The organism is Campylobacter sp. MIT 12-5580, assembly GCF_005406235.1.
Lineage (GTDB): Bacteria > Campylobacterota > Campylobacteria > Campylobacterales > Campylobacteraceae > Campylobacter_D.
The window spans coordinates 74,753-98,816 of record NZ_NXLK01000003.1; the positions used below are offsets into that span (position 1 = coordinate 74,753).

25 protein-coding genes are annotated in these 24,064 nt (G+C 34.9%); 9 read left to right on the forward strand and 16 right to left on the reverse strand.

The genetic code is table 11. From position 1 onward, the window contains the following. The first annotated feature begins 194 nt into the window (after window positions 1-194). The 4 genes from CQA38_RS03980 to CQA38_RS03995 all read left to right on the forward strand — a co-directional run bounded on the left by CQA38_RS03980 (window position 195) and on the right by CQA38_RS03995 (window position 4,701). Window positions 195-1,358 (forward strand): sialidase family protein, encoded by a 1,164-nt coding sequence (locus CQA38_RS03980; protein ID WP_137632701.1) that lies wholly within the window; start codon window positions 195-197, stop codon window positions 1,356-1,358. Next, window positions 1,355-1,966 (forward strand): hypothetical protein, encoded by a 612-nt coding sequence (locus CQA38_RS03985; protein ID WP_137632702.1) that lies wholly within the window; start codon window positions 1,355-1,357, stop codon window positions 1,964-1,966. Before CQA38_RS03980 ends, CQA38_RS03985 begins: the two co-directional genes overlap by 4 nt. Beyond that, complete coding sequence (locus CQA38_RS03990; RefSeq protein WP_249355176.1) at window positions 1,963-3,969, forward strand: alkaline phosphatase family protein; 2,007 nt, start codon at window positions 1,963-1,965, stop codon at window positions 3,967-3,969. Before CQA38_RS03985 ends, CQA38_RS03990 begins: the two co-directional genes overlap by 4 nt. 66 nt (window positions 3,970-4,035) lie before the next feature. After that, window positions 4,036-4,701, forward strand: coding sequence for a TenA family protein (locus tag CQA38_RS03995; RefSeq protein WP_137632703.1), 666 nt, complete (start codon window positions 4,036-4,038; stop codon window positions 4,699-4,701). 205 nt (window positions 4,702-4,906) lie between these two features. Here CQA38_RS03995 and CQA38_RS09185 read toward each other — a convergent pair whose 3' ends face one another. Continuing rightward, window positions 4,907-5,056 (reverse strand): hypothetical protein, encoded by a 150-nt coding sequence (locus CQA38_RS09185; protein WP_170999467.1) that lies wholly within the window; start codon window positions 5,054-5,056, stop codon window positions 4,907-4,909. Window positions 5,057-5,151: 95 nt separating this feature from the next. Between CQA38_RS09185 and CQA38_RS04000 the strand changes: the two genes are divergently transcribed. Next, window positions 5,152-5,418: a helix-turn-helix transcriptional regulator gene (locus CQA38_RS04000; protein WP_137632704.1), complete on the forward strand. Its 267-nt coding sequence runs from the start codon at window positions 5,152-5,154 to the stop codon at window positions 5,416-5,418. Window positions 5,419-5,440: 22 nt separating this feature from the next. Here CQA38_RS04000 and fabG read toward each other — a convergent pair whose 3' ends face one another. Then, window positions 5,441-6,184, reverse strand: a complete 744-nt coding sequence (gene fabG / locus CQA38_RS04005; RefSeq protein WP_137632705.1) for a 3-oxoacyl-ACP reductase FabG — start codon at window positions 6,182-6,184, stop codon at window positions 5,441-5,443. A gap of 48 nt (window positions 6,185-6,232) precedes the next feature. Next, window positions 6,233-7,711, reverse strand: a complete 1,479-nt coding sequence (gene gpmI / locus CQA38_RS04010; RefSeq protein ID WP_137632706.1) for a 2,3-bisphosphoglycerate-independent phosphoglycerate mutase — start codon at window positions 7,709-7,711, stop codon at window positions 6,233-6,235. A 77-nt stretch (window positions 7,712-7,788) separates the two neighbouring features. Here gpmI and mraY point away from each other — a divergent pair, with 77 nt between their 5' ends. Both mraY and murD read left to right on the forward strand, forming a co-directional pair. Next, window positions 7,789-8,850, forward strand: a complete 1,062-nt coding sequence (gene mraY, locus CQA38_RS04015; protein ID WP_137632707.1) for a phospho-N-acetylmuramoyl-pentapeptide-transferase — start codon at window positions 7,789-7,791, stop codon at window positions 8,848-8,850. Between the two features lie 9 nt (window positions 8,851-8,859). Beyond that, the gene (gene murD / locus CQA38_RS04020; protein WP_137632708.1) at window positions 8,860-10,068 is read left to right on the forward strand and encodes a UDP-N-acetylmuramoyl-L-alanine--D-glutamate ligase; all 1,209 of its coding nucleotides are present in this window, start codon (window positions 8,860-8,862) and stop codon (window positions 10,066-10,068) included. A 384-nt stretch (window positions 10,069-10,452) separates the two neighbouring features. Here the strand turns inward: murD and CQA38_RS04025 are convergent, their stop codons facing one another. From CQA38_RS04025 to ndk, 6 genes are all read right to left on the reverse strand, one after another. Further along, window positions 10,453-10,674, reverse strand: a complete 222-nt coding sequence (locus CQA38_RS04025) for a hypothetical protein (protein WP_137632709.1) — start codon at window positions 10,672-10,674, stop codon at window positions 10,453-10,455. A gap of 280 nt (window positions 10,675-10,954) precedes the next feature. Further along, on the reverse strand, window positions 10,955-11,935 hold the full coding sequence (locus tag CQA38_RS04030) for a beta-ketoacyl-ACP synthase III (protein ID WP_249355188.1): 981 nt from the start codon (window positions 11,933-11,935) through the stop codon (window positions 10,955-10,957). Next, a complete protein-coding gene (plsX, locus tag CQA38_RS04035) occupies window positions 11,925-12,911 on the reverse strand; it encodes a phosphate acyltransferase PlsX (protein ID WP_137632711.1) in 987 nt (328 codons plus the stop codon). The genes CQA38_RS04030 and plsX overlap by 11 nt, the downstream gene beginning before the upstream one ends. After that, window positions 12,912-13,058 carry a 50S ribosomal protein L32 gene (rpmF, locus tag CQA38_RS04040; RefSeq protein WP_137632712.1) on the reverse strand — a complete coding sequence of 49 codons (147 nt, stop codon included), beginning with the start codon at window positions 13,056-13,058 and terminating at the stop codon, window positions 12,912-12,914. Between the two features lie 16 nt (window positions 13,059-13,074). Continuing rightward, window positions 13,075-13,434, reverse strand: a complete 360-nt coding sequence (locus tag CQA38_RS04045) for a DUF177 domain-containing protein (RefSeq protein ID WP_137632713.1) — start codon at window positions 13,432-13,434, stop codon at window positions 13,075-13,077. Continuing rightward, a complete protein-coding gene (gene ndk / locus CQA38_RS04050) occupies window positions 13,434-13,847 on the reverse strand; it encodes a nucleoside-diphosphate kinase (protein WP_034905851.1) in 414 nt (137 codons plus the stop codon). Before ndk ends, CQA38_RS04045 begins: the two co-directional genes overlap by 1 nt. 182 nt (window positions 13,848-14,029) lie before the next feature. Here ndk and CQA38_RS04055 point away from each other — a divergent pair, with 182 nt between their 5' ends. Both CQA38_RS04055 and flhB read left to right on the forward strand, forming a co-directional pair. Then, window positions 14,030-14,626, forward strand: a complete 597-nt coding sequence (locus CQA38_RS04055; protein WP_137632714.1) for a peroxiredoxin — start codon at window positions 14,030-14,032, stop codon at window positions 14,624-14,626. A gap of 133 nt (window positions 14,627-14,759) precedes the next feature. Further along, a complete protein-coding gene (gene flhB / locus CQA38_RS04060) occupies window positions 14,760-15,839 on the forward strand; it encodes a flagellar biosynthesis protein FlhB (RefSeq protein ID WP_137632715.1) in 1,080 nt (359 codons plus the stop codon). A 211-nt stretch (window positions 15,840-16,050) separates the two neighbouring features. Here flhB and motB read toward each other — a convergent pair whose 3' ends face one another. Genes motB through CQA38_RS04095 form a run of 7 tightly spaced genes read right to left on the reverse strand, consistent with a single transcriptional unit; the run spans window position 16,051 to window position 23,935 of the window. Further along, entirely contained in the window at window positions 16,051-16,788 is a 738-nt protein-coding gene (motB, locus tag CQA38_RS04065; protein WP_137632716.1) for a flagellar motor protein MotB, read from the reverse strand. Window positions 16,789-16,801: 13 nt separating this feature from the next. Then, window positions 16,802-17,575, reverse strand: a complete 774-nt coding sequence (motA, locus tag CQA38_RS04070) for a flagellar motor stator protein MotA (protein ID WP_137632717.1) — start codon at window positions 17,573-17,575, stop codon at window positions 16,802-16,804. A gap of 15 nt (window positions 17,576-17,590) precedes the next feature. Then, window positions 17,591-20,230, reverse strand: coding sequence for a DNA polymerase I (gene polA, locus CQA38_RS04075; RefSeq protein WP_137632718.1), 2,640 nt, complete (start codon window positions 20,228-20,230; stop codon window positions 17,591-17,593). A 43-nt stretch (window positions 20,231-20,273) separates the two neighbouring features. Then, complete coding sequence (locus CQA38_RS04080) at window positions 20,274-20,600, reverse strand: YnfA family protein (protein WP_137632719.1); 327 nt, start codon at window positions 20,598-20,600, stop codon at window positions 20,274-20,276. 3 nt (window positions 20,601-20,603) lie between these two features. Beyond that, entirely contained in the window at window positions 20,604-21,041 is a 438-nt protein-coding gene (locus CQA38_RS04085; RefSeq protein WP_137632720.1) for a VTT domain-containing protein, read from the reverse strand. Between the two features lie 51 nt (window positions 21,042-21,092). After that, a complete protein-coding gene (locus CQA38_RS04090) occupies window positions 21,093-22,232 on the reverse strand; it encodes a MalY/PatB family protein (protein WP_137632721.1) in 1,140 nt (379 codons plus the stop codon). 23 nt (window positions 22,233-22,255) lie between these two features. Then, the gene (locus CQA38_RS04095) at window positions 22,256-23,935 is read right to left on the reverse strand and encodes a hypothetical protein (RefSeq protein ID WP_137632722.1); all 1,680 of its coding nucleotides are present in this window, start codon (window positions 23,933-23,935) and stop codon (window positions 22,256-22,258) included. Between the last annotated feature and the right edge of the window lie 129 nt (window positions 23,936-24,064).

Sequence of the window (24,064 nt, forward strand, 5' to 3'; positions counted from 1 at the left end):
GCTTAAAATTGCCAAATATTGATATTTTTTTTGCTATTTTTACATTTAAAGCCTATTTATATGTTTGATTTTAACTTTTATAAAAGTGCAATGATAGGCGTTTTAAGGATAGATTTAAACCCAATATGACATAAATTTAAGTTCTTTTTGTTATACTTTAAAACTTAAAATACAAAAATGGAAAAATTAAATTTATGATAAAAAAGAGTGTGTTATTTCGTTTTCTTAGTTTTGTTCTGCTTGGCATTTTTTTGCTTATTCTTGGTTTTTATCTAAGGCATACAACAAGCATAGAAAATGTATTCATAAGCGTGCCTGAAGCAAATAAAACACAAAGTGCAAAAACAAAGCAAAGTTTTTTTATCAATCCACCTGAAAAAAGCGCGCATTCAAGCTCGCTTGTAGATACACAAAAAGGGCTTATGCTCGTCTTTTTTGCTGGATCAAGAGAAGGACATAAAGATGTAAAAATTTATCAAAGCTTTTTTGATACGATAAAACAAGAATGGAGTGAGCCAAGAGCTATTTTAAACGCAGAAGAACTCTCTCATCTTAATCACAAATTTATCAAAAAGCTTGGTAATCCTGTCGTTTTTAAAGATAGTCAAAATCGCGTGCATTTTTTTGTCGTAGGCGTGAGTCTTGGGGGTTGGGCGACGAGCAAAATTTATCAATTTGTTTTTGATGAGAGTCTTGAAAAGCTTGTGTTTAGGCAAGAATTGCAACTCTCAGCCTTTGCAAATTTTTCTCATCTTGTAAGAACGCCTGCGTTAATCTATGAAAATGGAGCATTTGCTCTGCCTATATATCATGAGCTTATTGACAAATATCCTTTAGTCGCCTTTTTCGATCAAGAAGGAAAATTTTCTCACACTAAGCGTTTAAATTCGCTTAAAGGACAGCTTCAGCCAAGTATTGTTGCTTTAAATGAAAGTCAATGCCTAGCCTTTTTTCGCAACTACAAAAACTATGAAAACACAGCCTTTATGCAAACTTGCTCTTTAGGTGCAAAAGAGTGGCAAGAACCTTTTAAAAGCTCGCTTAAAAACTATGATAGCTCAAGTGTTTTGAGTGTTTTTAAAGATCAAAACGCTAAAACACAAGTTTTGCTTTTGCATAATGATGGTGAGAAAAGCACGCGTTCAAGGCTTTCTTTATATCATCTTAAGGACGCTAGCAAAGGCGAATTTGTGCGTTTGCTTAGTCTTGATGAGGGCGAGGAATTAAGCTATCCAGCTGTGATGATAAAAGATGAAAATTTATATATCAGCTATACTTTTAATCGCCAAAAGATTAAAATTCAAAAGCTTGAGCTATCTTATCTGCAAAATCTGCTTGAATTTGAGGGCGAAAAATGAGTGTTTTATCCAATGCTTTTTTAGTTTTTACGGCTTTGTTTTATTTACTGAGCTTTTTTACTCTAAGCAAAAGGCTAAAATACACTCTTTTGCTGGTATTTTTTATCCTTGCTTGTTTGCCTTTTTATGAGAGACATTACTCTTTTATCACGCTTTTGTATTCTTTTTTTGACACTCCAAGTTTATTTTGTATGCTTTTGTGTGCACTTTTTGTATTTAGGGGTTTAAGTAAGGATTTTTCATTTGATTTTGGTATATGTAAAGCCGACACAAAAAAGGCGTTTAAGCACCCTTTACAACAAGCTTTAAGCTTTGCTTTGATCTTTTTTGCCTCACTTGTTGTCTTTTTAGGAGAGTTAAATTTAATCCCTTTTGATCTATATCATAGTTCTTATTTTATGCAAGCTGGCTTTGTTTTGCTTTTTTTAATGCTTTTATTTTTATGTAATCAAAGCTATGCTTTTTTAGCTTTAGTCTCGCTTTGTGGCTTTGTATCTGGCTTTAGTGGGCTATTTGAAAGCTTTGTTGATATATATCTTTTTTTATATAGTTTTGCATTTTTGCTCGTTTTTTCTTTACAAATTCTTTATAAAAGACTTAGACAATGAAATACAATTTTAGCTTTAAAATCCTCGTGCTTCGCTCTTTGATCTTTATGATCTTTTTATACGCAGTATTCTTATCTTTAAGAGTGCTTTTTATCAGCTTTTATTTTTCTGCTGTAAAAGAAGCAAGTTTTGATGAGTTTATGCTGGCTTTTCATAATGCTTTTTGGTATGATGGGCAGATCATTGGTGTGCTTAGTGTGCTTTATTTTGTGTTGGCTTTATTGTTTAAAAACCGCTTTTTTGTGCTTGAAATTTATACTTTTTTGGTGATTTTAGTCAGTGTTTTTGTGGTGGTGGCAAATATAGGCTTTTATGAAATTTATGCAGATATGTTTAATGCGACTTTGCTAGGACTTATCTTTGATGATAGGGCTGCGATTTTAAAAACAGCTCAAAGCGGGGATTTTAATCTAGGCTTTAAAATCCTACTTTGGCTTATCTTAAGTTTTGCATTTTATCTTTTGCTAAGACTTTGTTTTAAGGCTTTACAAAGACATTGTAAAACTTCTTTTGCAAGTTTTAAATTTGTAAAAAATAGCGTGCTTTTTCTACTCTTTTTCTTTTGTGCTTTATTTGCTATCAACGGACATTTTGGCTTTAAGGGCATTTCTTTAGGAAAAGAGCTTGTGCCTGTGGAAAATGCTTTTTTAAGAAAGCTTAGCGTAGGAAGTTTTAGAGATCTTTTGTATGTATATAAGGGCTATGTAAAAATTTTTAATTCTAAATTTAGCGATTATAATGATGAAAGTGTGCTTGAAACAACGAAAAATTTCTTTAAGCTTGATAGCAATGAAACGAGATTTGATCTAAACAAGCTTTTAGAAAAGGAAGTGCAGAGCAACAATCAAGCACAAATCAATCATATCTTTTATATCATCGCTGAAAGCTTGAGTGAGTGGCATTTTGATGAGGAATTTAAAGAGCTTGATTTGATGCATAATCTTAACGCACTCATTAACGATAAAAAGGCTTTTAAAGCCGATATTTTTATCCAAAATGCACCCGGAACTATCAAAAGCCTTGATGTGCAAATCAGCGGGCTTTTTCAGATTGAAATTCCTTTTAATCTTAGTGTTGGCAAAAGTCCTGTTTTTAAAACTTCGCCCGGTTTTATCTTTAAGGATTTAGGCTATAAGACGCGTTTTTATTATGCAGGTTCTGGCACCTGGCAAAAGATCGATGTTTATACAGCTTCACAAGGCTTTGATGAAATTTTATACAATACTCAAATCATTCAAAATGCCAAAGAAAATGGGGCTAAAGCTCCTTATGCTAATGCTTGGGGAGCGTTTGATCATTATACTTATGATTTTATTAAAGATTATACGCTTAAAAACAAAGATGAAAAAAGTTTTTCTATGATACTTACAACCTCGTATCATCCACCCTATGATCTGCCTTTAGATGAATTTGACATTCCTTGGCAAAGAATTGATACTTTTGTTAATACACATAAAGAAATTACGAACAAAGAGCTCGCAAGAAAGGTGTTTTCACACATTTATTATCAAGATCAAATGATTGCAAAATTTATTAATGAAACCTCAAAAATCCTACCTGATAGCCTTTTCATCATCACAGGTGATCATTATGATATGAAATACCCTTATCCACTTGCTTCTATAAAAACAAGTAATTCTATCCCTTTGATTGTGTATTCGCCAAAACTACAACCAAAGGTGCTATTTAAAGCTGGCTCTCATCTTGATATCACGCCAACCATAACAGAGCTTGTCGCGCCAAAAGGGTATAAATTCGCAAGTTTTGGGCAGAGTTTGTTGAGCAATGATAAAGCGGTAAAAATAGGACAAAAAGAGAATTTGGGGTATTTTGCTGTGAGTAATGATCGTTTTATTTATGATGGTTTTAAGCTTGAGTATTTTCAAGATAAAAAGGCTTTAGATGATGATGAAAAGGAGGCAAAAGAGCTTTTTAAACAGCTTCAAAGAGCTAAGGCATTAAGCTGGTGGATTTTTACAAAAGGCTATGAAGTAAGCGAATAAATTTAGCTTGTTTTTAGCCTTTTTGATTTAAAATACCTCTCTTATCTTAAATTTTAAAGGACAAATATGCTTTTTCAAAAACTACTTGAAACAAATGCTAAAGAATGGGACGCTTATTTGCACCACGACTTTGTCAAAGAGCTAGAAAATGGCACGCTCAAACAAGAAAATTTTTTGTTTTATCTTAAGCAAGATTATATCTTTTTGATTAATTATGCTAAGGCTTTTGCAAGACTTGCCTTAAATGCCAATACAGCCAAAGAGCTTCGTTTTGCGATGAAATTTCAAAACTATATCGTAGATGGCGAGCTAGAACTTCACAAAAGCATACTTGCTCTTGGCGTAGAAGCTGATAAATTAAGCGTAAAAGATGAAAGCTTTACCAATATCGCTTATACAAGATATGTGTTAAGCGTGGGCGATAGTGGGGACTTTTTGGATATGCTTGTGGCTTTAAGTGCTTGTGCAACAGGATATGGCTATATAGGTAGGGAAATTTATGAGCGTTTGGGCGATCAAGGGCTTGTCAATCATCCTTATAAAGAGTGGATTTTAACCTATGCGGGCAAGGAATTTCAAGCTGAGGTAAAGGATTTTGAAGACTTTGTAAATAGCTACACAAACGCCGTTGATGAGTGTAAATTTAAAAAACTCAGCGAAATTTTTAACACCACAACACGCCTTGAAACAGCCTTTTGGCAACATGCTTTAACTTTGCAAATGCAAATTTAATTAAGCTTTTTAAAGTTTTTGTGGTTCTTAAAAACTCATTTTTTAAGTATTTTTTTGTATCTTTTGAAGAAAGACTACCTTTGAAGGGCAAGAAGCTATTGTTTCTTTTGCCCTTTTTGTTTCATTATCTTGCAAAAAGCGTAGCAGCGAAACAAGCATTTTGCGAATTTCACAAGAGAATTTCCATATAGATTGAAATGGCGACTTATTTTTTACCTTTATTTTGGTTTGGATTAAGTTGCTTGCCTCTATTGCCTTGATTTTGTGCGTATTGCTGGTTGGTTCCTTTGCTTCCTTTATTTGCATTTTGCATGTTTGAAGCATTGTCACTTGGCTTTATGTTTGAATTTGCCATTTTTTCTCCTCCGTAAGTATTTTAACTCTAATATAATAGAGTGAAATAAAATTATAAACAAAATACACTTAATAAAAACTTATAAAAGTGAGTGTATGAAAAAAGAGAATGAATTCAGCGAGATTAGGCAAGATGAGATCAATAATTTTCATCTTTTAATCGCTCAAAATGTAGCAAAAATTCGCAAAGAAAAGGGGTATTCTCAGCTTGATTTAAGCCTAAGTATGGGATATAAAAGTGTTTCATTGGTTGCTGGTGCTGAGGCTGGATATAAAAATATCCACTTTAATTTAGAGCATTTGTATAAAATCGCTAAGATTTTAAAAGTGGATATTTGTGAGTTTTTTAAGGGCGAAATTTAAAGCAACTTTGCTTTAAATTTGCTTACATATACAATCCGCCGTTGATTTTTATGGTATCGCCTGTGATATAACTTGCATAATCACTCAGCAAAAAAGCTACGACATTTGCCACTTCTTCAGGCTCGGCAAAACGTTTTAAAGGGATATTTTCTTCATAGCTTTTTTTCACTTCTTCGCTTAAGCCTTCTGTCATATCGCTTTTGATAAAGCCTGGTGCGACGCAGTTATAACGTATGTTTCTGCTGGCTGCTTCTTTGGCAAAGCTTTTTGTCATAGCGATCATTCCGCCTTTACTTGCAGAATAATTTACCTGTCCAGCATTTCCCATTTCACCAACTATAGAAGCGATATTAACCACTGCTCCAAAACGTTTTTTACTCATCACTTTAAAGGCTTCTTTTGAGCCTAGAAAGGCTGAATCAAGGTTGGTATTAACGACTTTGTTAAAATCATCTAAGCTCATTCTTAGAGCAAGATTATCATTTGTTATACCAGCATTATTGACAAGATAGCTTAATTCTCCATCGCTTTCAATGATAGCTTTTATACCAGCGCTAAACTCAAGTTCATTACTTGCATCAAAGCAAATCACAGCTGCATTTGCTCCATTTTTCACAAGTTCATCTTTTAAAGCATCGGCAAGTTCTGGCTTTGAGCGGTAGTTGATCCATACTTTTAAGCCAAAACCAGCTAAAACCTTTGCAATGCTTGCTCCTATGCCTTTGCTCGCTCCAGTGATTAAGACATTTTTTCCACTAAATTTCATTATTTTTCCTTTTTGAGAGTTTTCACAATTATACTTGTCATTAGTTAATCAAAACAAAGCCTCATTCATCTCATCTGGCTTTGTTATATCCATGATTTTAAGCACGCTAGCTGCAAGGTTGCTTAAGCCCATGCCTTCTTTGAGCTTATGCACTCCTAAAGCTTCCACAAAACAAAATACATCAAAAGTTGTGTGATTGGTAAGCTTATTACCCATTTCATCTTGCATAGCTTCACAATTTCCATGATCGCTTGTGATAATAAAGGCGTATTTATGCTCTCTTGCCTTTTCTATAAGTTTTCCTAAGCATTCATCTACAGCTTCAACAGCCTTTACACAAGCTTCAAAATCGCCTGTATGTCCTACCATATCGCCATTTGCAAAATTTACCACGATGAAGTCCTCGCCTTTTTCAATACCCTTTAACACCCCATCAAGCACCTCATAAGCACTCATTTCAGGCTTTTCATCATAGGTTTTTACCTTTGGACTTGGCACTAAAATACGGCTTTCATTAAGCACTAATTCTTCTTTGCCACCATTAAAAAAGAAGGTTACATGAGCGTATTTTTCAGTTTCTGCGGTGTGAAGCTGGCTTAAATTCTCTTTTGCTATGGTTGCGGCTAGGGTATTTTCTATCTTTTCTTTTTCAAAGAGCACGGGCAGATTAAAAGCATCATCATACACCGTCATAGTAAGGATTTTTTTGATGATACAAGAGCGATCAAATTCTTTAAAATCATTGCTATTTAAGGCAAGCACAAGCTGTTTCATTCTATCGTTTCTAAAATTGATTAAAATCACGCCATCATCAGCTTCTATGCCCTTAAAATCAAGCGTGCTTACAGGCTCGATAAACTCATCAGTAATGCCCTTTTCATAGGAATTTGCCACATAAGCACTTAAGCTTTGCACCTTTAAAGAGTGCCCAAAAAGCGTATCGTAGTATTTTTTCACTCTTTCATAACGTTTATCTCTATCCATAGCAAAAAACCTGCCCCCAAGCGTGCCAAGTTTCATTTCTTTGTTTTTTGCAAAACGTTCTAGCTCTTTGATAAACTCAAGCCCACTTGTTGGTAAAACATCGCGTCCATCAGTAATGGCGTGCAAAATCACTTCTTTACCTTGATCTTTGCAAATTTCAGCCACAGCATTAAAATGATTTAAATGCGAATGCACGCCTCCATCGCTGTAAAGCCCTATGATATGCACTTTTTTGCAAGTGTTTAAAAGCTTTTCAAGTTCTTTTGAGTGCTTTAAAGTATCTTCTTCTATGGCTTTATTAATACGCACAAGGTTTTGATAGATAATGCGTCCGCTTCCTATACACATGTGTCCTACTTCACTATTACCCATTTGCCCTTCTGGCAAGCCCACAGCTAAGCCACTTGTTTTAATGAGCGTGTGAGGCACTTCTTGAAAAAGTTTGTCATAATTTGGCTTTTTTGCCTTTGCAAAAGCATTATAATACGAGCTTTCATTATGTCCTATGCCATCTGTGATGACTAAAATACATTTTTGTTTCATTTTTACTCTTTTATAAGGAAATTTTAGGGCAGATTTTACTATAATTTTGCTTTCAAAAAGCAAAAAAGGCAAAAATTTTGTATTATCTTTCTTATTTTAGCGACTATGCTTTCTTTACTTATATCAGCGTGCGTTCTGGCTTTGCGTTTTTTATCAGTTTGTGTTTATCTTTGTTTTTAATGCCAAAATTTATCAAATGGGCAAAGGCTAAAAATGCCAAACAGCCTATCTATGAATATGCTCCAAGCTCTCACAAAAGCAAGTGTGAAACGCCAACTATGGGTGGTTTGGTGTTTATTTTTGCAACTTTAGTAGCAAGTTTGTTGTGTGCTAAGCTTGATAGTTTGCTTGTGATGATGGCTTTGCTTGTGCTCTTTCTTTTTTGTGCCATTGGGCTTGTTGATGATCTAGGAAAGGTGCTTAAAAAGGACAATCACTCAGGCTTAAGCCCAAGAGCAAAGATGTGTTTTTTAATCTTAGCAGCCTTTGTTTGTGTTTTGCCTTTGTATCTAAGTTCTGCCTTATCTACTGAGCTTTTTGTGCCTTTTTATAAATATCCGCTTTTTGATATGGGGGTTTTTGCTCTTGCTTTTTGGGTGTTAGTGATCATTTCAAGCTCAAATGCTGTAAATTTAACAGATGGGCTTGATGGGCTTGCAACCGTGCCTTCTATCTTTTCTTTGACAACCTTAGCTGTTTTTATGTATCTTAGTGGCAATATCATTTATAGTGAATACCTCTTTTTGCCTAAGATTGCAAATTTAGGCGAGGTTGTCATCGTATGCTGTGCTTTAATAGGTGCTTTAATTGGCTTTTTATGGTATAATTGCTATCCAGCACAAGTATTTATGGGTGATAGTGGAAGTCTAGCTTTGGGCGCGTTTTTGGGGTATTTAGCTATCATCTCAAAAAACGAGTTTTTGCTCCTACTTATAGGCTTTGTCTTTGTGCTTGAGACTATTTCTGTGATTTTGCAAGTAGGAAGCTTTAAAATTTTTCACAAAAGAGTGTTTAAAATGGCGCCTATTCATCATCATTTTGAAAAGATAGGCTGGGTGGAAAATAAAATCATCGTGCGTTTTTGGACTATAGCCTTGCTTGCGAATTTGCTTGCTCTTGCGACGATTAAACTTCGCTAAGGAACTAAAATGAAAATTTCACTTTTTGGATACGGCAAGACAAATAAAGCCATAGCACAAGAGCTTTTTGATCGTTTTGGAGCTTTTGATATTTATGATGATCATTTTAAGGGCGAGGCTAAAGATGAGTTTGGAAATTCTTTGCTTGAAAATAGCCTTTTTGATCCTTTAAAAAGCGAGCTTGAGATCGTAACGCCAGGCTTTTTGCCAAATCACGAGCTTGTCTTAAAGGCTAAGCATTTAACAAGCGAGTATGATTTTTTTTATGATGCTATGCCAAAAAGTGTATGGATCAGCGGAACAAATGGCAAAACTACTACCACACAGATGGCGGGGCACCTTTTAAGCGATATAAAAGCCCAAATGGGAGGCAATGTAGGCACACCACTAGCCAAGCTTGATCCTTATGCGAAGCTTTGGATACTTGAAACCTCATCCTTTACTTTACACTATACCCACACAGCTAAGCCTGAAATTTACGCACTTTTACCTATCACTGAGGATCATCTTTCTTGGCATGGTTCTTTCAAAGCCTATGAAAAGGCAAAGTTAAGCGTACTAGAACGTATGAATGAAGGCGATGTAGCCTTGCTTCCTGAAAGTTATGCAAAAACGCCAAGCAAAGCCTATATCATCAGCTATAAAGATGAAGTTGATCTAGCAAGTAAATTAAACATAGACATTCAAAAAGTAAGTTTTAAAAGCCCTTTTTTACTTGATGCCATTATGGCTTTAAGTATAGAAAAAATCTTACTTGATCGCATAAGTTATGAAAAAATCAATAGCTTTAAGATAGAAGCACACAAGTTAGAAGAACTTAAAGACAGCCAAAACAGACTTTGGGTTAATGATACAAAAGCGACAAATTTAGACGCTTGTTTAATGGCTTTAAAACGTTTTGAGGGCAAGAAAATTCATCTTATCATAGGAGGCGATGATAAGGGCGTGGATTTAAGTGAGCTTTTCAAAGTTTGCGAGAAACAAAAAATAAAGCTTTATATCATAGGCTTAAGCACTCAAAAACTAGCCACAAAAGCAAGTGAGTTTAAGCTTGAATTAGAGCAATGCTATGAACTCAAAACAGCGGTAGAAAAAATTTCAAAAGAGCTTTTAAAAGATGAAGTGGCTTTACTTAGCCCAGCTTGTGCTAGTCTTGATCAGTTTAGCTCTTATGCTCAAAGAGGCGAGGTATTTAAGGAGCTTGTGAGGGCTTTGTGATTTGAAAAATAGCTTGCTTTGTTTTATATCTTAAAAAGCAAGGAATTTTCAATCCCCCACCTGTAAATTCGTTTCCTTCTAAAACCCTAATGTCAATTCTTTGACTAAGCTTTATACATTCTACAAAATAGAATAAAAGCAAGTAATGGATAAAGCAAGCTTCAAAATTCCAAGTCAAACGCTTTTGATTACAAAACGATCTACTTTAAACATACCAAATAATATACCACTAACCAAAAAATGCATTCAGGCTATAAATTCAAGCATGTTGAGTTTAAGGCTTAAGTCTTTGCTTTCTTTCTTATCTCGTAAAATCTTTAGTTTAAAAAAATCATTTGGCAAATAGTCTTTATAATGAAACGAAAACTTATTACAATCCACAGCTTATACTTTCTTGCTTTCTTCTAGGGCTTGTATGATTTTTTCGTGATTATTTTTTCTTAAAATTTTACCAGCCTCTACCATACTTGTCACCCATAAAGTTGTAGGGATAATTGTAGTAAATTTATCTAAAACAAAACCTGGCTCTACAAAAAGTGATGCAATTATTATATTAACAATCGTAATTCCAAGCCAAATAAAACCTAATTTTTTAGCTCCAGCCATAAAAAACCAACACCAAAAGCCCCAAATAAAAAGCTTCCTATCCAAAAAGTCAGGGTAGGACTACCAAGCTTTGATAAAGCGATCCTACTTACAAAATCCCTTTTTTGCCCTTCGTTTAAAGCCTCAAATTTCTTTTATATCAGTAAAAATAAGAGGATTTTTTCTTGGCAATTTATTTTGTAACGACATTAAAATGGTGGTTGTATCCATTATTTTCTCCTTTTTTTTAAAAAATAAGAATTGCATAATATCAAAAAAATGTATTTTCAAAGTTAGAAATTTAAGAAAAGTTTTTTCCACCAAAATAAAGTAGAGCAGAGCCCCACACAAAGCCACCGCCAAAGGCATCAAGCAAGATCAAATTTCCTTGTTTGAGCCTGCCTTGCTCGTAAGCTTCATTCATCGCCATTGGTATGGACGCTGATGAGGTATTGCCGTATTTTTGTACGGTTAAGACGCATTTATCATCGTTAAAATTAAGCCTTTCTTGCACGGCTTTGATGATTCTTAGATTAGCTTGATGAGGTATGAAAAGGTCTATTTTGTCGGGGCTGATTTTGTTTTTAGCAAGAATTTCAACAACATCATTTTGCAGCATTTGCACGGCGACTTTAAAGACTTCATTACCTTTCATTTTCATAGCCAAAGGCGAGCAAAGGCTTGATTTTTTGGCTCTGTCTATCTTTAAAAGCTCGCCGTATCTGCCATCACTTGCTGTATGTACATCAAGTATAGGATAACCTTCATCTTTGCCAATCACTGCTGCACCAGCTCCATCGCCAAATAAAATGCAAATACTTCTATCCTCATAGTCCATTACTGAGCTTGTTTTTTCAGCTCCCACGATAAGCACATTTTTCTTTGCTCCACTTTCAACGAGTGAGCGAGCCACTTCAAGCAAGTATATAAAACCTGCACAGCCCGCACTTATATCAAAGGCTGTAATGTTTTTCAAACCTAAATTTGAAGCGATAACACACGCTGTTGAAGGCATAGTAAAATAATCCGGACTTAAGCTTGCAACGACTATGGCATCGATATCTTCAGGCTTTAAATTTGCTCTTTGAATGGCTAAAATCGCAGCTTTAGTGCCTAAATCGCTTGATTTTTCATCATCTTGAGCGATGTGCCGTTCTTTGATACCGGTTCGTTTTTGTATCCATTCATCTGAAGTATCGATGAGTTTTTCTAAGTCTTTATTGCTTAAAATTTGCTCAGGTATATATGCAGCGATGCTTTTAAGACTGGCTTTATTTGTCATATTTTGCAAGCTCATCTTCTATGACTTTGTTGATGTTTGATTCGCTAAAAAGTAGGGCTTGAAGCATAGCGTTTTTAATCGCTCTTGCGTCGCTTTTTCCGTGTGAAATGATTACACAACCATTTATACCAAGTAAAGGAGCTCCGCCGTATTCTTGCCAATCAATATGCTTTTTAAGTTTTGAAAAAACACCTTTCATCAGCATAGCTCCAAGGCTTGCGAGTAGGGATTGTTTGACTTCGCTTTTTAAAATTTTAAAAATAGCTGTTGCTGTGCCTTCACAGGCTTTTAAGATCACATTGCCACTAAAGCCATCACATACTAACACATCAATGCTGCCATTGAAAATATCTCTACCTTCAGCATTGCCAACAAAGCTTTCAAGTCGTTTTAAGAGTAAATGGCTTTCTTTGGTAAGTTCATTTCCCTTTGTTTCTTCTTCGCCATTTGAAAGTAGGGCGACTCTAGGTTTGGCTATATTCATCAGCACCTTAGCATAAGCTTCACCCATAACGCCAAATTGAAACAAATGCTCGCTTTTACAATCTACATTCGCTCCAACATCTAAAAAAAGCGTCTTAGAATGTGTGTTTGGCATAAGTGTGGCTATGGCTGGACGCGCTACATTTTTTACGCGTCCTATACGCAAAGTTGCTAAAGACATAGTCGCTCCACTATGTCCTGCCGAAACGACAGCTTGAGCTTTTTTTTCTCGCACAAGTTCAACAGCCTTATAAATAGTGCTTTGTTTGTGTTTTAAAGCTTCAGTTGCGCTTTCTTCCATAGGAAAAATTTCATCAGCTTGTTCAAAGCTAATGTATTGCATAAGATCGTTTGGGATAAGAGGTTTTAAACGTTTTTCATCACCGACTAAAATAGCCTTAAAAGCTTTTTCACGCAAGGCTTGCACCAAACCTTGCATAATAGGCTTTTCGCCATAATCTCCACCCATTGCATCAACAGCAACGCTTATCAATTAGTATTCCTTGGTTACAGGATTGACTCTATGAGGCATTTTAAAGCTGCCATCTTTGTCTTTGATAGGCTTTGCAAGCTCTATTTTATAGTGAGTTCTGCGTTTTGCAGCTCTAGTTTTGCTCACTCTTCTTTTAGGAACTGCCATTGTCTTTTTCTCCTTTTTAAAATTTATTTTTGCATTTTTGGCAATAAAAATAATCGCTCAAATAACTCTCAAGCTCACTTATAGCAAGCTCAAGCAAATCAATTTGTCCGTCAAAAAACTCAAGTGTGTCGCTGAGTTTATTATCTTTGTCTTTGAAAATTCCATCGCTTAAAAAAAGCTTTAGATTTTCATCGATGTGAAGCTCAAGTTCTTCCCCGCATGAATCACAAGGTCTATATACAAAGCCTTGCATATTCATCTTAAGTTCAGCTAAATTTGGCTTTGTCTTTGTAAGCTCTCCTTCAAAGATCATATTTTCAAGGTTGAGCTTAAAAGGATAAGCGGTTTGATTAAGCCTAGAAAAAGCGATTTTCATTAAAGAATTTCATCTTCTTTGAAAAAGAACTTGATCTCATTTTGAGCATTTTCCAAGCTATCGCTACCATGAACAGCGTTTGCGTCTATACTCTGGGCAAAATCAGCTCTTATAGTGCCTTTTGCAGCTTCTTTTGGATTGGTTGCTCCCATCAATTCTCTGTTTTTTAAGACGGCATTTTCACCTTCTAAAACAGAAACAACAACAGCACCACTTGTCATAAATTCAACCAAATCTTTAAAAAAAGGTCTCTCTTTGTGGATAGCATAAAATTCAGCAGCTTGTTCTTTGCTGAGTTTTAGCTTTTTAAGAGCAGCTATTCTTAAGCCATTTTTTTCAAAACGAGCAAGAATTTCACCTATAACGCCCTTTTTAACAGCGTCTGGTTTGATAATGGAAAGCGTGCGTTGCAAAGTGTTCCCCTTGAAATTTATCAATTTCTAGCCTTATGCTAAAAAGTGAAATTATAGCAATTTTTTTTTAAAAAAGATTTAAAACAAGCTGTAAAGAAGTGAAAAATGAGTTTTTAGTTTATTTTAAACATTAAATGATATAATTTCATTGCTAATAAAATTTATTATCTAGGAGAACAACAATGATCGTAACCAAAAAAGCACCAGATTTTACAGCTGCTGCAGTTTTAGGCGATAACCAAATCGTTGAAGATTTTAATCTTTACAAAAATATCGGTGAAAAAGGTGCCGTAGTTTTCTTTTACCCAAAAGATTTTACCTTTGTATGTCCGTCTGAAATCATCGCTTTTGATAAAAGATATAAGGACTTTAAAGCAAGAGGTATTGAAGTGATTGGTATTTCAGGTGATAATGAGTTTTCACACTTTGCTTGGAAAAATACCCCAGTGAATGAAGGCGGTATAGGACAAGTGCAATTCCCTCTTGTAGCTGATTTAACAAGAGAAATCGCAAGAGGCTTTGATGTGCTTTTTAATGAAGCTGTAGCTCTTCGTGGTTCATTTTTACTTGATAAAGATGGCACTGTCCGTCATGCAGTGATCAATGACTTGCCACTTGGTAGAAACATTGATGAAATGATAAGAATGGTTGATACTATGCTTTTCACAAATGAACACGGCGAAGTTTGTCCAGCTGGCTGGAATAAAGGCGATGAAGGTATGAAAGCTGATCCTAAGGGCGTGGCTGATTATCTAGGCAAACACGGAAAAGATTTATAAGCTCTTTTTAAGCCTCTGTAAAAGGAGGCTTTTACTCTTTAAACTTACAAAATCTACATTTACAAAGCAAATTCTTTATAAAACTACTTAAATTATGTTAAAATGCACTTTATACTTTTCATAAAGGCAAAAAATGGCAGCTGATGATCAAGAAAAGACAGAAGAAGCGACGAGTAAGAAGATAGAGGATGCCAGAAAAGATGGCAATGTCCCAAAGTCTCAAGATGCCGCTGCAGTGGTAACCTTGATCGTCGGCGTTGTTGTAGTGCTGTTTTTGGTGGGCTTTTTGGGTGAAAGGATTATGAACTTATATCGCTATTATCAAAGCTTTATCGGTGTGGAAATTGATATTAAAATTTTACAAGCCATTACTATTAAAACGATTTTTGAAGCTGTGATTATGCTTTTGCCTATAGTTTTAAGCATTATGATCGCTGGGGTTTTGGGAAATTTAATGCAATTTGGCTTCATCTTTACCACAAAGCCCATAACGCCAAATCTTAACAAAATCAATCCTATCAAAGGACTTGCGAATTTATTTTCCTTAAAAAAAGCTGTAGAGTCCGTTAAAATAGTGCTTAAAGTCGGCATAGTTTTTAGTATAGCTTTTGTATTTTTACTTCAGTTTATGACAGAACTTCCTCGTGTCGAGCTTTATGATATAGTTTCTCAGCTTTATTGGCTGCGAGAAAAGGCTATCATCTTGGCTGCTATAGTGATCATCGCCTTTTTTTTGATAGGAATTTTAGATATTCTTTTGGTGCGTTTTCAGTATTTTAAGGGTTTGAGAATGTCTAAACAAGAAGTTAAAGATGAATACAAGCAAATGGAAGGAGATCCACAGGTTAAAGGACGTATTCGCCGTTTGCAAATGGAAGCAGCTCGCAGACGAATGGTGCAAGATGTGGCTGGGGCTGATGTGGTGATTACCAACCCTACCCACTATGCTGTGGCTTTAAGGTATGATAATAGCAAAGAACCAGCTCCTAGGATAGTAGCTAAGGGAGTGGATTTTTTAGCGTTAAAGATCAAAGAAATCGCTTATGAGCATAAGGTTTTAGTCTATGAAAATCCACCTCTTGCAAGAGAGCTTTATAAGGTTTGTGATGTGAATGATCTTATCCCAAAAGAGCTTTTTAGGGCTGTGGCTGAGGTTTTAAGCTTTGTTTATACCTCAAATAAACAAAAATACGGCGATCGTTTGAAAGGCTAAGCGTAAATTTATATGCATTTGTGAGAAGCAAGAGAAAGCACGAAGTAGATGGTTTTTTGCTACGTGCTTAAGATGGATCTTGCAATGATAAATTTTCTTGCTAGAATTAAAAAAAAGTAAATACGAGCATGCAAAAAGCGCAAAAATTCACTTTTTCATATTCTCATCTGTCTTTGTAATTTACATGCAAAGCACTTATATTCTTTTATTTTCAATTACCTTGAAAGTTTTTAAGATTTTCAAGCACTGATTTTTGCGTTTGCTCATCGCTTGTGTCGATTTTATAATAAATTTCAACTCTATTATTTTCAAGTGAGCTTGCATCGTTGTTTAAAGGGTTGTTTAAACCAAAGCTTTTCAAGCTGATATTTTTTACATTCACTCCACCATTCATAAAAAACTCCGCCACACTTTGAGCTCTTTCATACGCTAAGGCAAAGCTTCTTTGGGCTGTGTCGCTATTATCTGTATAGCCTTGAATTTCGATCTTGACTTGAGGTGGTTGCTGTAAAGAAAAGTCAATCATATATTTTAAAAAGTCTTGAATATCAGCTGAAGTGATTTGTGCGCTTCCTCTTTCAAACTGCACGCGAGCTGGTAGATGAAGGGCGACTTGATTTTCGCTTTGATCAAGAGCGGCTTTAAGTTTTTGTATAGTTTCTTGTTGCGTCATAGTAAGGGCTTTTAGAGCTTCGATTTGATCTTGAGGTTGTTTTGAAGCACCTTGAAATCTTTGTTGATTTTGACTTTCTTGTTCTATGGTATGACTTGGTGTGAAGTCAAAGATTTTGACAAATTCAGTTTTTAAGGCTTCTACTTTGGCTGGATTGCTTTCGCTAATCGCCCAAAGTGCGATAAAAAGTGCTAAAAGCAAGGACAAAAAGTCCGCATACGGCACAGCCCATTTTTCGCCTGCTGGGCATTCTGGACATTTATGTTTTTTAGCCATTTTTTACCCTTTATTATTTTTCAAATTGTGAAATTCGCACATCGCCATGACTTAAGAAGTTAAAAAGTTTAGCTTCTAAGTCTCTTGGGTTGGCTCCTTCTGCTATGCCTTTGATAGCCTCAGTGATCACTCTTTGTTCTTTAACCAAATCCATACCATTAGCTCTCATTTTATTGCCCCAAGGTGCAAAAAGAGCATAACAACCAAAGATACCCGTAACCGTTGCTGTAAAAGCCCCTGCGATACCAAGTGCCATTTCTTGAGGATTGTCAAGTTTTTGTAGAGCTAGCATAAGCCCCATAACCGCTCCAACAAGTCCCATTGTAGGACAAGTTTCGCCAAAACGCAACCAATACTCACCGCACTCTTTATAATGCTCCTCAAGCTCTTCAGTTTGAATTTCCATCGTTTCTCTGATCTCATCAAAGCTTTTGCCATCAACAAGCATCATCAAGGCATTTCTTAAAAATTCATTTTCTATATCATTTGTTTTTGATTCAAGTGCGAGTAAGCCATCTCTTCTTGCGATGATTGAAAACTCAATGAGCTGAGCTATCCTTTCGCCAAGATTAACCTTTGCACCGGTAAAGACGATTTTAAGTTCGCTAAAAGCAGCTTTGACGATTTTTTTATGTGTTGCTGTCATCGCACAAAACGCAGCTGTTGGGATCACGATAAGAAGGGAGCTAATATGTATAACATGCAAAGGGTTTCCACCCTCCAAAATATCGCCCACAGAAATACTTGCTGTAGCGAGTATCATACCTAGTATCGTTGTTAAATCCATATCCTATACTCCTTTTTACTTTAAATCACCCCAATTTTTCGCAATGCTGGCTGAGGTTTTTAAATTAACTTTTAATTTTACTATATTTTGCATAATATTTTGAGCAAAATCGCTAAATTTTTCTACAAATTCATCTTTTACCTCAAAAATAAGCTCATCATGAATTTGCAAAATGAGCCTTTTTTCATCATCTAAGACTTTAGCAATCTCAAGCATAGCAAGCTTGATGATATCAGCTGCTGAGCCTTGAAGTATAGAATTTACGCTTTCTCTTTCAAACATAGCTACTTGCATGGGTTTAGCATCAGTAAAATTAAAATACCGCTTCCTCCCACTAAGCGTGCTGATAAATCCAACTTTTTTTGCTTCGCTTTTTACCTTTTCAAAATAGCTTTTTATGCTCGTAAAATTCTCAAAATACCGCTCTATATAGCTTTTAGCAAGTTCAGCTTTAATGTTTAAATTTTTGCTTAAGGTTTTATAACCCATACCATAAATCAGCCCAAAATTAATGCTTTTTGCAATGCTTCTTGTTTCATAATTACTCTCGCCAAAGATCATAATTGCTGTTTTTGCGTGTATATCTTCATCATTTGCAAAGGCTTCTAAAAGCTTTTGATCCTCACTAAAATGAGCCAGCATTCTAAGCTCGATTTGTGAATAATCTATGCTTAAAAAGCTAAAGCCTTCCTCAGCCACAAAGCAGGTTTTATAATCTTTTGCGTATTGTCCGTGAGCTGGTATGTTTTGTAAATTTGGCTCTTTTGAAGAAAGACGTCCTGTAGCGGTGCCAGTTTGTAAAAAACTTGAGTAAATTCTTGATTTTTCATCTTTTAAAGCAAGTTTTAAAAGCGGCTCGCAATAAGTTGAATAAAGCTTGGCTAGCTCTCTGTAAGCAAGGATTTTGCTGATACAAGGGTGCTTATCAATAAGCTCATTAAGCACTTTTTCATCGGTTGAATACCCTGTTTTGCCCTTTTTACCACTTGGTAATTTAAGCTTTTCAAAGAGTATATCGCCAACTTGTTTTGGCGAGTTAAGGTTAAATCTATCCTCACAAAGTGTGTAAATTTCTTCACTTAGTGCTTTAATGTCTTTTTCAAAACGACTCATTAGCACTTCAAGGCTTTGTGTGTCAAGTTTGATACCATTTTCTTCCATCATCATAATGACTTTGATAAACTCAAATTCACTCTTAAAAGCCAAATCTAAAAGCTTTGGTTCTAAATTCTGTAAAAAATACAAATAAAATCTCAGCGTAATATACGCGTCCTCAGCAGCATACAAACATGCTTTTTCAAGTTCTACACTTGCAAAGCTTTCGCCTTTTTTAACAAGACTTTCAAAATGCAAGGTTTCATAATCAAATAATCTTTGGGCTAAATCGTCCATATTCACTCTTAAGCTTGGATTAAAAAGCCACGCTAAGATCATAGTATCAGCATATTTTGCTGGGGGCAAGAGATCAAAGTTTTGCTTGATGATCTTAAAGTCAAATTTAAGGTTATGTCCTACCACAAAATGCGTAAAAATCTTTTCTATAGCCTTTTTTGCGCTTAAAAGTGAAATTTGAGTTGGCACACCAAGATAAGAATGAGCTAAAGGCACATAAAATGCCATTTGTTCGTTCATACAAAAACTAAAGCCCACGATCTTCGCACTTTTTGTATCAAGTCCTGTTGTTTCAGTATCAAAAGCGATAATGCTTTCTTCATCAAGGCTTTGTAAAATTTCAAACAATTCATTTTCATCAAGGATCAAACGAGCTTTAAAGCCTAAATTTTTGTCTTTATTTTCTGGACTTTGGCGAAGTTTTTTCAGCAAAACATTAAGCTCGTATTCTTCAAGTATATCAAAGACTTTTAAAAGTGGCTCATCATCTGGATATAAAGCATTTTCAAGCAAATTTGCAACTTCTAAATTTTCATACAAAGAGGCAAGCTTTTTGCTTAAAAAGGCGTTTTCTTTGCCTTCTAAAAGTAGTTTTTTGCTCCTTTCATTGCGAATGAGTGTGAGATTTTCATAAATTCCTTCCAAAGAGTTAAACTCATCAAGTAAGGTTTTTGCACCCTTTGCACCTATGCCTTTAACACCGGGTATGTTATCTGAAGTGTCTCCACAAAGAGCAAGAAAATCTTTGATTTGAGAGGGCTTGACGCCGTATTTTTCAACGCAAGCAGCTTCATCATAATCATTTTTTGAAATAGGGCTATAAATGCTAACTTTATCATCTTTGATAAGTTGATATAGGTCTTTATCCTGCGTAACAATACGCACAAAAATGTCTTTATTTTCACATTCTTTTACCATAGAAGCGATGATGTCATCAGCCTCATACCCTTCGCGAGAAACGCTTAAAAAGCCCATTTTTTCGATCATTTCAATGCAAATTGGGATTTGTTCTAAAAGTTCAGGTGGGGGTGGGGTGCGGTTGATCTTGTAGTTTGGATCGATTTGAGAGCGGAAAGTTTTGCCCTTGCTATCAAGTGCAAAGATGATATAATCACTCTTGTGTTCGTTTTTTAAGCTATAAATAAAATTTGCAAAACCAGCTACCATACCACTTGGTTTGCCTTCAGAATTTCTAAAGCCCTTTAGAGCATAAAACAATCTAAAAAAAAAGCCAAAAGTATCAATAATCGTTAAAGTTTTCATATCCTTCTTTCAAAAAAATATTATATTATAACACAAATAATTCTTATCTTGGTGCAAAAGCAATAAGTGCTACTCCAAGCAAGGTTAAAGCTGAGCCCAAAATATCATAAAAATCAGGCTTGAAATTATCAAATATCATAGCCCACAGCAAAGAAAAAACGATGAAAAAGCCTCCATAGCTTGCAAAAACGCGTCCAAAACTCTGAGGCTGAAAGCTTGCTATGACTCCATAAAGTCCAAGAGCCACAAGTCCTAAAAGCCCTAAATAAAAGCTTTTTCCTTCCTTAAGCCAAAGCCACACCAAATACGCACCACCCACTTCAAACAAGCAGGCTAAAAAGAAAAAGCTTATGCTTTGAAAAATATTCAAGTTTTACCCCTTAAGATATAAAGCAAAAATAATCAAAATCCCATACCTAAAAGCCTTACCAAGTGCGATAAAAAGTATAGTTTTAGCTATATTATAGCGAGCAAGCCCAAGAGCGAGGGCAAAAAGATCGCCTACTAAAGGTAAAAAGGTAAAAAAGGCAAAAGCCCAGCCAAAACGTTTGAAGTTTAAATTCATTGTTTCAAGCTTTAAAAGGCTCTTATGGAAGTATTTTTCAAGTATAAAGCTTTTACCTAAAAAGCCTAGTAAATAGGTGCTTAAAGCCCCAAGTGTATTACCAAGTGTGGCGATGAAAAATACCCAAAAAGGTGAAAAGTCTTGAAACAAAAAAACCACTACAAAGGCTTCAGAAGCCAAAGGATAAAGGCTTGCTGAGATAAAACTGATCGCAAAAAGTCCAAGATAAGAAAAGCTTTCAAGCATGATTATAGCTTTTTTTAAATTTGCTTAGGGCTAGGCTTAAGTAAAGCAAAATCAACGCTTGATAAAGGCTTTTACGCCAGCTTCAAAGAGTTTTAAGCCTTTTTTAAGTGTAGCTTCTGGGCAGGCTATGTTTATCCTTAAAAACAGCTTGCCATTGCCACCAAAATCTTTACCATTAGAAACTTGTAGCTTGAAATTTGACTTTAAAAACTCATAGAGTTCGCTTGTATCCTTGCAAAATGCCGAGCAATCTACCCAGATCAGATACAAAGCCTCCCCACGCACGACTTTGCAAGGTGTTTTTGCTTCGATAAACTCAGTTGCAAGGCTTTTGTTTTGCTTGATATAAGCATTCATTTGTTCTAGCCAAGCTTGTCCTTTGCTTAGAGCTGCGTTGTTTGCGACGATGAAAAAAGGATTTGGCATACTTAAGCCAGATTTTATAAGCTCTTTTTGAAGCTTTAAACGCACGCTTTTATCATTAATCACGCTGTAAGAGCCAGCTAGAGCTGCGAGGTTAAAAGCCTTTGTGCTTGAAAGCATGATGATGGCATTTTCATCGATTGTCGCCATGCTTGTGTAGGCAAAGCCTTTTTCTACTATATCACAATGAATTTCATCGCTGATAAGTATGGTGTTGTGAGCCTTACAAAGCTTGCTGATAAGCCTTAGTTCATCTTGGCTAAAAATTTTGCCTATAGGATTGTGCGGATTGCAAAGTATCATAATTTTTGGCTTATCTTTGATAAGTTTTTGCTCTAAGTCTTTAAAATCAATGTTGTAAATTCCATTTTTATAAAGCATTTTATTTTCTAAAACTACTCTTTCATTTTGCTTGATAACATTGAAAAAAGCATGATAAACAGGGCTTTGAAGTAAGATTTTATCGCCTTTTTCGCTTAAAATTCTTAGCAAAGCACCTAAAGTTGGCACTATACCATTACTAAAGACAAGACTTTCGCGCTTGAGCTTTGCTTTGTGCTTTTTATCCCACCATGTTATGATATGCTTAAAAAAATTTTCATCTAAGCAGGTATAGCCAAATATACCATGATCTAGCCTTTTTTGCATAGCTTCTTGTATGCAAGGAGCAACTTTAAAATCCATATCCGCCACCCACATAGGCAAATTATCATTGCTATACTTAAGCGAATCGGTGTTTTTTCTGTTAATGATCGCATCAAAATTCATTTTTCCAACCTTTTTTGTATTCTTTATAAAGAGCAAAGCTCGCTACAATGATAAAATATAAAATGTATTATATACTCTAGGGCAATAAGGCTAGAGTTAAACTCTCCTGCGTTAGCTTGACTTAAGTTAAAGAAAGCTTGAATCATAGACACTAAAGCACGAACCCCAAAAACAAGAGCAAAGAGTTTATGCTCTTTTTTTAAAGCAAGAGCAAGTAAAATGGCAAATAAAGCATAAATCATACAAAAGTAAAAAGAAAATGCCAATGACATGGAGACTGAATCTGATAATATATCAGATAAAATTTTTGTTCTAACTGACACAACAAATATCATAAAAAGCAAATTTAAGGCTATAAGTCCAAGTATGCTAAGTTTTAAGGCTTTATTAGCTAAATTTTTATGAGTAAAATAATAAAATACATATATATAAAAGGCTGTATAAGCATGGTTTATAACATCTGCAGCTAAGGCTTTTAATTGCCCTAAAACACTATATTCTAAACTCGAAAAGCGAGGAAGGAAATAATGCTTTGATAAAAAATCTAACATAATTAAAGCTATAAAAATAAGGACTAAGCTAGGTATATAAGCCTTATTTTTGTCAAAATCATTAAATTTTTTCCAAAAAGATAAGCCTGCAAACACAGCAAATAAAAGCCCTAGCGTAAAACCTATATCTAAGAGTAAGCCGGTTTTATCATCTTCTATGCGAAAAGAGCTATAAAATAAAAAGACAAGCATTAAAATCGCTGCATTTTTGTAATTTAAAGCCCAAAAGAAAAGCCCGAGTATAAAGATTAAGGTTGCGTTCATTAAGCTTATCTCAAAAAAGGTATCTAAATCTTTAGTGGTTTGCGTAAGTAAAATCACGATAAAACTTATACAATAAAGCCCCAAAACAAAGCTTGCAAACAGGCGAGTAATGAAATTTGGCAGATAAAAAAATATAACGATAAAAGCTACAACAAGACAAAGCTTAAGAAAAGTATAAGAATTTTCTTCCACTAGTTGAGTATTATCAAAGCTAGACTTGAAATCATAGTGAAAGAAATACACAATCAAAGCTAAAGCAAGAGCAAAAAAGCAAGTTGAAAATACATCAAATTTAAAGCCTAAAGGCTTTTTGCTGAGTAAGGAAGCATTTTTATCAAATAAAAATATAAATAAATAAAAATTAAAAATAAAACTAAAAAGAGTGAGACTTGCTAATGCTAGGCAAAAAAGATAAGAGTCAAAATCATGCTCTCCTATTAATAATGCGCGGATTAAAAATTCTATATCTGCTATCCGCGTTTGAACCCATAAATATAAAAAGCCTGCAAATATTAAAACATATAAAAACATAAAGATATAAAAAGTTTTAGGTTTAAAAAGAAAAGCAAGCTTGCCTTCATCTGCGCTTAAATCCTTTAATCTTCGTGCCGCAAGATAGATGAAAAAGATGAAAAAAAACAAACTCACAAAAGCTGCCCCAATACCAAATGCTGGCTGTATGCTTATAGAAAATAAGCCTACATTTAAGCCAGAGATTAAAATGATAATAGAAAGGCTAAACCATAAAAGAAAATTGCACCCCAAAGCAAGCCAAAAATTCTTACGACTTAAAGACTCTTTGGCGTTCCAAGTAAAAAAGCCTTTAAGTAGGGCGAGGTAATTCAAATTATTTGCGTTTGAAGACGAAAATATGAGTTTTGTATTCATTACTATGCCCCCCCCCCTTTTTTTTTGTTTATTTGAGAGTAAAATTGCTTTAAAAAGGATAAATTATAGCAAATTTAAAAGCTAATTTTAAAAAAAATTGATAATTTTAGGCTAAAATTTCTTACAAAG